At 71.1% G+C, this 11,645-nt stretch carries 12 protein-coding genes and 1 pseudogene; 7 read left to right on the forward strand and 6 right to left on the reverse strand.

From position 1 onward, the window contains the following. Window positions 1–226: 226 nt before the first annotated feature. Complete coding sequence (locus ACFPFQ_RS09345) at window positions 227–463, forward strand: DUF397 domain-containing protein (protein ID WP_379616877.1); 237 nt, start codon at window positions 227–229, stop codon at window positions 461–463. Between the two features lie 47 nt (window positions 464–510). Here the strand turns inward: ACFPFQ_RS09345 and ACFPFQ_RS09350 are convergent, their stop codons facing one another. Then, window positions 511–1,404, reverse strand: a complete 894-nt coding sequence (locus ACFPFQ_RS09350) for a helix-turn-helix domain-containing protein (RefSeq protein WP_379616879.1) — start codon at window positions 1,402–1,404, stop codon at window positions 511–513. A gap of 202 nt (window positions 1,405–1,606) precedes the next feature. On the opposite strand from ACFPFQ_RS09350, the gene ACFPFQ_RS09355 reads away from it, so the two are divergent. After that, window positions 1,607–2,440, forward strand: coding sequence for an SAM-dependent methyltransferase (locus ACFPFQ_RS09355; RefSeq protein ID WP_379616881.1), 834 nt, complete (start codon window positions 1,607–1,609; stop codon window positions 2,438–2,440). 9 nt (window positions 2,441–2,449) lie between these two features. On the opposite strand, the gene ACFPFQ_RS09360 is transcribed toward ACFPFQ_RS09355, so the two are convergent. Then, complete coding sequence (locus tag ACFPFQ_RS09360) at window positions 2,450–3,109, reverse strand: hypothetical protein (protein ID WP_379616882.1); 660 nt, start codon at window positions 3,107–3,109, stop codon at window positions 2,450–2,452. Window positions 3,110–3,252: 143 nt separating this feature from the next. Between ACFPFQ_RS09360 and ACFPFQ_RS09365 the strand changes: the two genes are divergently transcribed. Beyond that, on the forward strand, window positions 3,253–4,245 hold the full coding sequence (locus tag ACFPFQ_RS09365; protein WP_379616884.1) for a zinc-dependent alcohol dehydrogenase family protein: 993 nt from the start codon (window positions 3,253–3,255) through the stop codon (window positions 4,243–4,245). 7 nt (window positions 4,246–4,252) lie between these two features. Here the strand turns inward: ACFPFQ_RS09365 and ACFPFQ_RS09370 are convergent, their stop codons facing one another. Then, window positions 4,253–5,044, reverse strand: a complete 792-nt coding sequence (locus ACFPFQ_RS09370) for a glycosyltransferase family 2 protein (protein ID WP_379616886.1) — start codon at window positions 5,042–5,044, stop codon at window positions 4,253–4,255. A gap of 146 nt (window positions 5,045–5,190) precedes the next feature. Between ACFPFQ_RS09370 and ACFPFQ_RS09375 the strand changes: the two genes are divergently transcribed. Both ACFPFQ_RS09375 and ACFPFQ_RS09380 read left to right on the forward strand, forming a co-directional pair. After that, on the forward strand, window positions 5,191–5,955 hold the full coding sequence (locus tag ACFPFQ_RS09375) for an FkbM family methyltransferase (RefSeq protein WP_379616888.1): 765 nt from the start codon (window positions 5,191–5,193) through the stop codon (window positions 5,953–5,955). A 31-nt stretch (window positions 5,956–5,986) separates the two neighbouring features. Beyond that, the gene (locus ACFPFQ_RS09380) at window positions 5,987–7,630 is read left to right on the forward strand and encodes a sulfatase (RefSeq protein ID WP_379616890.1); all 1,644 of its coding nucleotides are present in this window, start codon (window positions 5,987–5,989) and stop codon (window positions 7,628–7,630) included. Between the two features lie 22 nt (window positions 7,631–7,652). Here the strand turns inward: ACFPFQ_RS09380 and ACFPFQ_RS09385 are convergent, their stop codons facing one another. Further along, the gene (locus tag ACFPFQ_RS09385) at window positions 7,653–8,192 is read right to left on the reverse strand and encodes a DUF3558 family protein (protein ID WP_379616892.1); all 540 of its coding nucleotides are present in this window, start codon (window positions 8,190–8,192) and stop codon (window positions 7,653–7,655) included. A 55-nt stretch (window positions 8,193–8,247) separates the two neighbouring features. Between ACFPFQ_RS09385 and ACFPFQ_RS09390 the strand changes: the two are divergent. Next, window positions 8,248–8,427 (forward strand): annotated as a pseudogene (locus tag ACFPFQ_RS09390) (aldo/keto reductase); the annotation flags it as partial. A gap of 306 nt (window positions 8,428–8,733) precedes the next feature. Here ACFPFQ_RS09390 and ACFPFQ_RS09395 read toward each other — a convergent pair. Further along, entirely contained in the window at window positions 8,734–9,780 is a 1,047-nt protein-coding gene (locus ACFPFQ_RS09395; RefSeq protein WP_379616894.1) for an SDR family oxidoreductase, read from the reverse strand. A gap of 70 nt (window positions 9,781–9,850) precedes the next feature. On the opposite strand from ACFPFQ_RS09395, the gene ACFPFQ_RS09400 reads away from it, so the two are divergent. Continuing rightward, window positions 9,851–10,783 carry a LysR family transcriptional regulator gene (locus tag ACFPFQ_RS09400; protein ID WP_379616896.1) on the forward strand — a complete coding sequence of 311 codons (933 nt, stop codon included), beginning with the start codon at window positions 9,851–9,853 and terminating at the stop codon, window positions 10,781–10,783. Here the strand turns inward: ACFPFQ_RS09400 and ACFPFQ_RS09405 are convergent. Beyond that, window positions 10,680–11,519, reverse strand: coding sequence for an HNH endonuclease signature motif containing protein (locus ACFPFQ_RS09405; RefSeq protein WP_379616898.1), 840 nt, complete (start codon window positions 11,517–11,519; stop codon window positions 10,680–10,682). The genes ACFPFQ_RS09400 and ACFPFQ_RS09405 overlap by 104 nt on opposite strands. Window positions 11,520–11,645: the final 126 nt, after the last annotated feature.

The raw sequence follows: 11,645 nt of genomic DNA on the forward strand, positions 1-11,645 counted from the left end.
GGTGAGCGACGCCGCGGCGAAATCTGGGGACGAATGCCAGGTCGATGCGGGTATCCCTGCGTTGACCAGGGATGACGCGTTTCGCGTTCGGTGAGGCGGCGCTACCATGATTCGGGTACGCGCGGTTGGCGAGCGATGAACGCTGCAAATGCACGTGCATCTGCAAGCGCTACTTTCAACGGGACGCCTCACCTCGGTCAGGCACCGGACGAGCGGGGATGATCACATGACGGACGAGGATCGCAACGGCTGGTCGGCGGCACGGCTCACCGGCGCCGTCTGGCGCAAGAGCAGCCTGAGCGGCGAGCTCGGCAACTGCGTGGAGGTGGCCGATCTGACCACGGGTGAGGTCGCGGTGCGCAACTCTCGCCATCCCGAGGGCGCCGCGTTGGTCTTCACGCCTGCCGAGTGGGTGGCCTTCGTCGGCGGCGTCGTGCAGGGCGAGTTCGGCCCCCGCCCATAGGGGAGTACCGGTCCGGCGCGGTGGGCTGCGGCCCACCGCGCCGACCGTCACATCTCCGACAGCAGCTTCGTGAGCAGTTGGCGCGTGCGGTCGGGAGTCTCCGCGTCGACCACGAGCCGGTCCAGCGCGCGGCTGTAGAGCTCGATGTCCTGGCGGTTGTCGAGGTAGAGCGCGCCGCTGAGGTGCTCCACGTAGATCACGTCCGGCAGTTCCGGCTCGGCGAAGCGCAGCACCGTGAACGGGCTCTCGGCGGCGTAGCCGCTCATGTGCTGCGGGATCACCTGCAGCACCACGTTGGGCAGCGCCGCCATCTCGAGCAGGTGCTCGATCTGACGCCGCAGCACCTCCCGCCCGCCGATCGGCCGGTGGAAGGCGGACTCGTCCACCACGGCCCACAGCTTGGTCGGGCTGACGCCCGTGAGGATCTTCTGGCGCCGCATCCGCAGCGCGATCCGGCGCTCGGCGTCGGGTGGGGTGAAGTCGGGGCGCCCGCGGGTGGCGATGGCCCGCGCGTACGGCTCGATCTGCAGCAGTCCCGGCACGAACTGCAGCTCGTAGGTCTGGATGCGCGCCGCCGACTCCTCCAGCCCGACGAAGTCCTGGAACCAGTTGGGCATCACGTCGTTGTAGCGGCGCCACCACCCCGGCTCGTTGGCGTGGCGAACCATCTCGAGGAAGACCTCGCGCTCGGCCGCGTCGGTGACCCCGAACGCGGTGAGCAGGTCGGTGACGTCGCGCTCCTTGAAGGCGACGCGACCCAGCTCGAGCCGCCAGACCTTCGAGTCGGAGGCGCGGATGATGTAGCCGGCGTCGGCGCGCGAGATGCCGGCGGCCTCCCGCAGCCGTCGCAGCTGCGAACCGAGGACGATGCGCCGGGCCGTCACGCCCCGGGTGGGGTCGGCATCGGTGGTGGCAACCGCGGGCCGATCAGCCTCGGTCATTGAACTGCTCCCGTGGATCATCCGACCGGAGTCGCCCAGCCGGTTCCGCGGAGGGCGCACGCTTCCTCGGGAGGACCGTACACGTCACCGTCGGTCATCGGGGGCTTGCTCCCTGGGTACATCTGGGGTGATCGTTGGCCTACACTCCGTGAGTCGCCGTAGGGATCCAGATCCGTGATCGACCGTGTTGCGAGGGACGAGTATGCCCAGTGCCGAGGCCCGCGAATCCGACGTTGTACCGCCGTACATCGACATCTCCAAAGCGAGTGTCGCGCGCGTCTATGACGCGTTCCTCAACGGCAAGGACAACTACGAGATCGACCGCGAGGTCCTCCGCCGGATCCAGCAGGTGGCGCCGGAGGCCACCCAGCTGGGGTGGGACAACCGCGAGTTCCTGATCCGCGCCTCCCGGTTCATCGCGAGCCAGACCGGGATCACGCAGTACCTCGACTGCGGCTCGGGCCTGCCCACCGCGGAGAACACCCACCACGTGGTGCAGCGGATCCAGCCCGACGCCCGGGTCGTGTACGTCGACAACGACCCGGTGGTCCTCGCCCACGGTCGCGCGCTGCTCGAGGAGAACGACCGCACCCACCTCGTGGGGGCCGACATCTTCGAGCCCCGCCAGGTGCTGGAGAACGAGACGGTGCGCAAGTACCTCGACTTCACCGAGCCCATGGCGCTCTACCAGTGCGGCACCATCCACCACTACACCGGCGACCGGTACGCCGAGATCATGAAGGAGTACATCGACGCCCTGCCGTCGGGCTCCTACGTGGCGTTGAGCCACTTCTACGACCCGGAGACCCCCGAGCACAGCGCGCTCGCCCGGAAGATGGAGGAGATCTTCATCCACAGCCCGATGGGCAGTGGCAGCTTCCGCACCCGCGCGCAGATCGAGAGCATGCTGGCCGGCCTCGAGCTGGTCGAACCGGGCCTCGTGCTGTGCTCGGACTGGTGGCCGGACGGCCCGAACGTCAAGCCACGCTCGTCGGTGCAGTACTGCATCGCGGGAGCGGTCGGCCGCAAGCCGTAGCTCCAGCGGCTACACGGTCCAGGTGATCTCCGTGCGCTTCAGGTCCACGTAGAAGCCGAACACGACCTTGGTGACCGACTGGCCCTTCGGTGCGATGTAGACCTCGCAGCTGGTGAACGACTCGCCTGCCGCGAGTGAGTCGGGCGGAAGGCCGTCACACTTCGGGAAGTCGCCGAGCAGCGTGACGCTGCCGAGCTTGTCGCCTGCGGTGTTGAAGGCGTTGAACAGCCCGAAGATGCCGCCCGGGTCCATCGCCTTGGTGCCCGTGTTGCGGAAGGTGACCGTGACGTAGGCCGGGTCGCTCTGCTTGGCCTGGGCGTCGAGCTCGAAGCCCGACAGGTCGTTGACCGAGCCCTGCTGCACGGTCTTCACCGTGACCTCGAGGGTCGTGGTCTCCTTCTCGGTGCTGTCGGTCGCGTAGTTGACGGTGGCCGCCTTGCCCACGGGCAGGGTCGTGTCGGTCGGCGTCACGCCGCCCGCCGGGGCCGCGCTGGGTGCCGGCGCCGCTCCCGTCGACGCCGGTGCTGCCACCGCCGCGGGGCCGATTCCGGCAGCCGGGGACGGTAGCCCGGCCACCGTGGAGCTGCACCCGGCAAGGGCGACGGTGGCGAGCCCGGCGGCGGCGACGAGCAGTCGCTGCTTGCGGGTGCTGATCACGGTGGGGCTCATGGGTCGGCGCTGCCTTCGGCGAAGGGGACGGCCTGGCTGGGTGGAGGAAGCATGGCGCAAGTCGTCTGATGACTTGTCCATGATGGGGTGCGTTCCCCCGATCCGGTATGTCCACCCGGCTACGTTTCCCTTACCTTGCGGGAATGGCGCGGGTGATCAGGTTCCACGAGACCGGCGAGCCCGAGGTGCTGCGCATCGAGGAGGCCGACGTGCGGGCCCCCGGCCCGGGCGAGGTGCGGCTGCGCGTCGACGCGATCGGCCTCAACCGCGCGGAGGTCAACTTCCGCCGCGGCACCTACCTCGAGCAGCCCGTGCTGCCGGCCGGGCTGGGTTCGGAGGCGGCCGGAGAGGTCCTGGAGGCGGGCCCGGGCGTCGAGCGGTGGGCGGCGGGTGACGCCGTGAGCGTGGTGCCCTCGTTCTCCCAGAACGACTACCCGGTCTACGCCGAGGAGGCGATCGTCCCGGCTTCCGCGCTGGTCGCCCGGCCCGCCGGGATGGACGCGATCACCGGCGCCGCGATCTGGATGCCCTACGTCACGGTGTACGGCATGGTTGCAGAGATCCTCCGCGTCCGCCCCGGGGACCATGTGCTGGTCACCGCGGCGGCCAACAGCATCGGCATGGCGGCGCTGCAGGTGCTGCGCCACCTCGGTGCCGTCCCGATCGCGACAGCGGCCCCGGCCCGGCACCGCGAGCTGCTCGCCGCGGGCGCGGAGGCCGTGATCGCCGACGACGAGCCCGACCTCGTCGCCGCCGTGCGCGAGGCCACCGGCGGCCGTGGCACCGACGTCGTGCTCGACGCCGTCGGCGGGCCGCAGGTCGAGGAGCTCGTGCGGGCCTGCGCACCCGGCGCGTCGGTGATCGTGCACGGCGGCCTGTCGGGCCTGCCGACCCCGCTGCCGGCCGGCGCCTACGCCCCGGTCTGGCTGCGCCGGTTCCACGTCTTCGAGGTCACCGGGAATCCCGTCGTGCTGCGGCGGGCCGAGCACTTCGTCCGGGCCGGGCTGGCATCAGGCGCGTTCGCCCCGATCATCGACCGCACCTTCGCCTTCGACGACGTCGCGGCCGCCCACGCCTACATCGACTCGCCCGAGCGCGGCGTCGGCAAACCCGTGCTCGTCGTGCGACGCGCCTGAGCACCGCTCACCGGGCCGCTGCGACGGTCGGATCGCGGCGGGGGTGCGCACCGGAGGCCGGTGCCCGCCTGCGCTCGGCGAGGAGCGTGCGCAACACGCGTGCCCCGTCGGCGAAGGTGCGCAGGTTGGTCTGGCCGAAGATCCGGCGGCGCTCGACCGACGGCACCTCGGTGACGGCCAGACCAGCGGCCGCGACCCGGCAGGCGAGCACGGTCTCGATCTCGAAGCCGTCGCCCCACAGCATCCCGCCCTGCGGGGCCGGTGCCGTGATCGACGGGAGGTCGAGCACCGGCAGCAGCGCCGTCCAGAAGGCGTTGTAGCCGTAGCAGAGATCGGTGTGCGCCGTGCGGAACAGGACGTTGGCGACGCCGTTGAGGGCAGCGTTGCCGAGCCTGCGCAGTGGGGTGATGTCATCGGTGCCGCCGCCGCGGGCGAACCGGCTGCCCTTGGCGACGTCGGCGCCGCCGGTCAACGCCGCGACGAAGGTCGGGATCTCCGCCGGGTCGGCGGACCCGTCGGCGTCGAACATCACGACGATCTCGCCGGTGGCCGCGGCGAACCCGCATGCCAGCGCGTTGCCCTTGCCGGTGCGGGTCTGCGTGAGGACGGTAGCGGCGGGCAGGAGCCTGCGAACCGTCTCGACCGTGCCGTCCACGGAGTGGCCGTCGACCACGATGATCTCGTGGACGGCCGGGCGCAGCGCGTCGAGCGCGGGCAGCACGAGCGCGAGGTTGCGGGCCTCGTTGCGGGTGGGGATCACGACGGACACCCGAGGGTGCACGGTCGGGGTGTTCGCCATGACCGTGACGCTACGAGGTGGCGCTCGCCCGCGCCTCCCACCGCAGAGGGGACCGCATAAGACTTCGGTATGACTCGCCGGATGGCCGGCGCAGAACGGTCGACACGAGTACGAACCCGGCATCGCGTGCCGCGGTACCGTCGCGCATGCTCGCACGCGTTCGAGGGATCGCCCGGTCGCTGGTGATGTATCACGGTCAACCGGGCAGGCACCGGCGGATGGTGCGGTTCTACCGCGAGTTCCTCGGACCGGGCGACGTCGGGTTCGACGTCGGTGCCCACGTCGGCAGCCGCGTGCGCGCGTGGCGGAAGCTGGGCGTGCACGTCATCGCGATCGAACCGCAGCCCGACTGCCTGCGGGTACTGCGACTGTTGTTCGGCCGGGACCGCGGCGTCACCATCGTGCCGCTGGCCGTCGGCGCGCAGGCCGGGCGAGCCCGGCTGGGGATCTCCACGGCGACACCGACCGTCTCGTCGATGTCCACCGGGTGGCAGGGCACGGTGGCGGAGGACCGCAGCTTCTCCCGGGTGCGCTGGGACCGGTTCATCGACGTCGAGGTCGTCACGCTCGACGCACTGGTGGCGACGCACGGCGTGCCGGTGTTCTGCAAGGTCGACGTCGAGGGCTTCGAGGCCGACGTGCTCACGGGGCTGCACCAGCCGGTGCGCGCGCTGTCGTTCGAGTACCTGCCGCCCGCCCACGATGCTGCGCTCGCCGTGCTGGACATCGTCGAGGAGCTCGGGGCGCCGGCCGGCGGCTACCGCTACAACTACTCCCCGGTCGAGACCCTGCGCTTCGCGTCGGAACGCTGGCTCGACGCGGCCGAGCTCGTCGCGCTGCTCGAGCGGTTCCGCCCGCTGGGCCGTTCCGGTGACGTCTACGCGCGGCTCGGGAGCGGACCGGGGGATTGAACCGGGAGGCGCTCGCAGCCGTGCCCAGAGCGTGACGACCGAAATCCCGCAGGAGCCCGACCGGCCCGCTCGCCGGGTGCTGCGGCGCGTGGGTACCGCAGCGGCGTTCGTGCTCGTGTTCGTGGCTCTCGTCGTGCCGAACGAGATCGGCCGGGTCAGCCTCGGCGCCTTCGTCCGGCTGCCGGTGGAGGCGCTGCTCGGAGCCGCGCTGCTGCTCGTGCTGCCGCTGCGGTGGGGGCGGCGCGCGGCCACGCTGGCCGGTGTCGTGCTCGGCGTCATGCTGATCCTCACGCTGTTCGACCTGGGCTTCACCACGGCGCTGGACCGGCCGTTCGACCCGGTGATCGACTGGCCGCTCGTCGTCTCCGGGCTGGCGGTGCTGAGCGGTTCGATCGGGCACGTCGGCGGCATCGCGGTCGTGGTCGGGGCGGTGCTGCTCGGAGTCGGCGTGGTGGTGCTGATGACGGTGGCGATCCGGTGCCTGTCACGGCTGGTCGTCCGGCGCCGCGGCGGCACGACCCGCGTGCTGGCCGTGCTCGCACCCGTGTGGATCGTGTGCGCCGTGCTCGGCGCGCAGATCGTTCCGGGGGTGCCGGTCGCCTCGGGGAGCGCGACGGCGCTGGCCTACGACCGGGCCGAGCAGGTGCGGGCGGACCTGCTGGACCAGCGGGCGTTCGCCGCGCAGATCGGCGTCGACGCCTTCGGTGCCACGCCGGGTGCGGACCTGCTCGCCGGCCTGCGGGGCAAGGACGTCCTGCTCTCGTTCGTGGAGAGCTACGGGCGTTCGGCCGTGGAGCGGCCCGACTTCGCGCCGCAGGTGGACGCGGTGCTCGACGCGGGCACCGCTAAGCTCGCCGCGGCCGGGTTCGGGTCCCGCAGCGCCTTCCTGACGTCCTCGACCGCGGGCGGGGGGAGCTGGCTGGCCCACGCCACGCTGCTCTCCGGCCTGTGGATCGACAACCAGCAGCGCTACGACACGCTCGTCGCGAGCAACCGGCTGACCCTGACCAGCGCGTTCCACCGCGCGGACTGGCGCACAGTCGCCGTCATGCCCGGCACCACCGATGACTGGCCCGAGGGCCGGTTCTACGGCCACGACCAGGTCTACGACGCCCGCAACCTGGGCTACCAGGGCCCCAACCTCGGCTGGGCGAGCACACCGGACCAGTACACGCTCGCGGCGTTCCAGCGCCTCGAACGCAGCGCGCCCGGCCACGCACCGGTGATGGGGGAGATGGCGTTCGTGTCCAGCCACGCGCCGTGGCCGCTGATCCCGCCGGTGCTCGACTGGAACGCCGTGGGTGACGGCTCGGTGTTCGCGACCGCGCAGACCGGCCCGCGCGACGACGACATCTTCGCCAAGGGCACCGACCTCGTCCGCACGCAGTACCGGCGGTCCATCGAGTACTCGCTGTCCAGCCTGATCTCGTACGTGCAGACCTACGGTGACGACAACCTCGTGCTCGTGTTCCTCGGCGACCACCAGCCGGCCCCGGTCATCGCGGGCGACGATGCCGGCCGTGACGTCCCGATCACGATCGTCGCGAAGGACCCGAAGGTGCTCGACCGGATCAGCGGCTGGGGCTGGCAGGACGGCCTGCGGCCGGGCCCGCAGGCACCGGTGTGGCGGATGGACGCATTCCGGGACCGGTTCCTGACAGCGTTCGCGAAGTAGCGGATCCGGCTGACCCCGCCGCCTAGATCCGCCCGAGAACGGCCTTCGCGAGGGTGACGGCGGCCTGCTCGTCGTTGCCGGAGGTCTGATTGGTCGCCACCTGCAGCGTGCAGTCCCGATCGCCTGCCACGAACTCGACCTGACCGCCGCCGAGCCCCCGCATGCCGCCGGGCAGCGGGCGCTCCGGTCCCTGCACCGGGTCCAAGGGCGGCAGCACCTTGTTGATCGCCGTACCGCTCTGGCCGATGTCGAGCGTCACGGAGTAGTAGTTCGTCGAGTTCTCCCACCCGCACGAGCTGGCGCCACCGGTGGAGCTGCCCTTGCCGCCGTCGTTGGCGCCGATCAGCTTCTCCACCTCCGCGGCGGTGAGGAGGCTGCAGGCGTCGACCGGCTTGCCGTCGCCCGCGGAGCCGCCCGTGTTCCCCGTTGCCTCGGAGCTCCCGGCTGCCGGTGGGGCGGCTCCGACGGCGTTCGGCGTCCCGGCGATGGTGGTGCCGCAGCCCGCCATGCACAGGACGGCGAGACCGGCGGCGATCCGGGTGAGCCGGTGGCGGGCGATCATGGCTCCTAACTCGTGATCAGGCGGTGCGGGGTTACGTCGCGGCTACGGTCGGCCCGTGAACCTGATCTACGGCTGCATGGGCTGGGGCGGCGAATGGTCCGACACCCCGATGACCGATTCCGACGTCGACGGGGCCGAACGCGCCCTGCACGCGGCGCTGGAGAACGGGATCACCCGGCTCGACCAGGCCGACATCTACCGCAGTGGGAAGTCCGAGGAGGCGCTCGGACGGCTGCTGCAGCGCGACATGTCGGCCGTGCAGATGGCGTTCCTGCAGCGCAGCCTCGACGCCCCGCTGGTGGTGAACCAGCTCGAGATGAGCCTGGCGAAGCGCGACTGGGTGGAGGGCGGCGTGGGCGCGATCGAGTACTGCCGCGGTCACGACGTGCGCCTGCAGGCGTGGGGTGCGCTCGCGCAGGGCATCTACAGTGGGGCTGCCGGAGCCACCGCGGCCGACGCGGCAGCCGCCGAGCAGGCGGCGGCGATGACGAACAGCGAGTGGTTCACGCCCTACACCGCTGCGCGCGGCGAGCCCCTGCCCCTAGGGAATCACCTTGCGGGCGCGCAGGTCGTCGAAGATCGTGAGGAACATCGACTCGGTGTCGACGAACTCGTGGAAGCCGAACCGGCGGGCCTTGGACCCGTCGGCGAAGAAGTCGTAGTCCCAGGAGAACACGAAGTCGCCGAAGGCCCATGACGACACCGCGTCGTAGCCGTACTTCAGGTCGTAGGTGTCGACCATGGCGTCCCAGAGCGGACCCTTGTCGGCCATCACGGTGGCCAGCGGCATCGGCAGCGGCGGCGCGACGTCGAGGTCGAACCAGCGGGCGATCTTCGGCCACAGCGTGTGCCAGCGGAAGAGGTCGCCGTTGTTGATGTTGAAGGCCTGGTCGGCGCAGCGGGGGTCGGTTGCCGCCCAGACCGTGGCGCGGGCGAGCAGGCCGGCGTCGGTCATCTCCATCAGCGTGTCGTAGGCGCCGGGCCGGCCCGGGAAGCGCAGCGGCAGCCCGAGCTCCTTGCTGATCGACGCGTAGACGGCGATCACCATCGCGAGGTTCATCGGGTTGCCCACCCCGAACCCGGCGACGACCGAGGGCCGCAGCGCCGACCACGTCCACGAGCTCCCGCGACGGCGCTGCTCCAGGTACTGCTGCTGCGCCACGTTGAACTCCGGCGGCATGTGCCCGGCGTCGTCCTCCCGGGCCGGCGTGGCGAACGGGCCCAGGTGCGCGCCGTAGACCTTGTAGCCCTGCATCAGGCTGATGTGGCGCAACCCCGGCGCCACCTCCTCGACCGCCTCGACGACGTTGCGCAGCATCGCGAGGTTGGGCTCCACGAGCTCGGCCCAGGTGGGCCGGTCCTGGTAGGCGGCGTAGAACAGGTGCGTTGCCGCGCCGAGCCCGGCGAGCTTCTCCCGGCAGTCGGCGGGATCGAGCAGGTCGACCCCGATGTGGCGCACCCGGTCTGACGACTCCCCGGATCGTCGCGATAGCCCGATCACGGTCCACCCGTCGAGCCCGGCCAGGTGCTCCACGAGCGTGCCCCCGATGACGCCCTGGGCGCCCACGACCACTGCGACATCGTCCATACCGCCATCGTCGGTCGAACCCGATGATGAGTCCAATGCATAGATTTCCTGATTGCCATAAGATTTCATCATGCCTAGCCTGCGGCAGTTCGAGTACCTGGTGACCGTGGCCGACACGGGTTCGTTCACCCGGGCCGCCGCGCTGCTGCACGTGACGCAGCCCGCGCTCTCGCACCAGATCCGGGCGCTGGAGACCGACGTCGGTGGCCGCCTGCTGGATCGACTGCCCCGGTCGGTGCGTCTCACCCCGTCCGGGCGCGCCCTGTTGCCGCACGCCAGGGCGGCGCTGGCCGACGCCGCCCGCGCCCGTTCGGCCGCGCGCCGGGCCGTGGGGTTGGAGGGCGGCGAGCTGCAGCTGGCCACGATCTTCTCTGTCAGTCTGGGCGTGCTGCCCCCGGTGTTGCGCGCCTGGAGCGACGCGCATCCCGACGTCCAGGTGCGGCTGCGGGAGTACCGCCACGCCGACGAGCTGCATGCGGCCATGGCCGCGGGGGAGGCGGACGCGGCGATCGGCCCGGTCCCGCCGCGCTGGGACGGCCCGATCCGCCCGATCGGGGTTGAGGAGTTCGTGGTGGTGCTGCCCGCCAACGATCCTGCCGGCCCGAGCGAGGAACTCCTGGACCTGCGCCACCTCGCCGACCGCCGGTGGGTGCACTACGCGCCGGGCCACGGCATGGCCGAACTGCTGGACCACATCTGCCAGACGGTCGGCTTCACCCCGCAGGTCGCGGTGCGTACCGAGCAGACGGCCACCGCCCCCGTACTGGCGGCCGCCGGCCTGGGCCCGACGATCACCTCGGCGAACGTGATCCCCCCGCACCTCGACGGCCTGCTGCGCTGGCCGGACCCCCCGATCACTCGCAGGCTCGTCGCGTACGCGCGCGGCGCCCCCGACCCCCTCACGGCAGCGTTCCTGGACACCGTGGCCGAGCGCGCGCGCGTGCGACCGTCGGAACTCCGCGCCCCGACCGCCCCATCCCGGCACGCGACGATCGAGCTGTAGGCGGAGGCCGAACGACCACGGGGTTTCGGCGCGGGACCTGTTCGGGGTCGATCCACGCGGGTGGGATGAACTCCGGTAGCCCGTCGCGGATCTGGATGATCCAGTCGCTGTCGTGTTGGAGTCGGTGGTGGGCTTTGCACAGGAGTACGCGGTTGTCGAGGCTGGTGTCGCCTCCGTGTTCCCAGTAGTGGATGTGGTGGCCGTCGCACCAGGAGGGTGGTCGGTCGCGGCCGGGCCAGGCGCAGCCGTGGTCGCGGATGATCAGGGCTTTGCGGATGGCGTCGGGGATGGTGCGGGTGGTGCGGCCGATGTCGAGCAACTGGGAGCTGCCGCCGAGGACGGTGGGGATGATCCCGGAGTCGCAGGCCAACATGCGGAGCTCTTTGGCGGTGAGTGCGCCGCCGCGGTGGGGGACGTCGCCGTGGTCGAGGACGAACCCGCAAACATCAGCCAACGCATCGGCCTGGCGCTGGCCGATCGTGCGGAGGTCTTCCTTGTCGAGGGGCTTGGACTTGGCGTCGAGCAGCGCGGCAATCGTGGCGAACTTCAATGCGCTGTCGTAGCGGCCGGTGATGGTGCCGCCGGTCCCGTCCTTGTCGGGGCGGATCTGCAGGTCATCGACGGGTTGCGGATCGCGGTCGTCGGGTTCGGGGCCGTCCTGATCCAGCAGGGTGATCAGGTCGGTGCCGTGGCGGCACAACCGATCCGGGGTGGTCTCCGCCGTGGTCGCGGCCAACTCGGCCTCGACGACAGCGAGATCGTCAGCGCTGACCCGCGATGCGGCGGGGCATCACGGGGCCTGTCACGATTTCCGTGTAAGCCACGGATGACTAATTTAGTTAACCTATCACAGGGGAAGTCG

Source organism: Pseudonocardia sp. GCM10023141 (assembly GCF_042653605.1).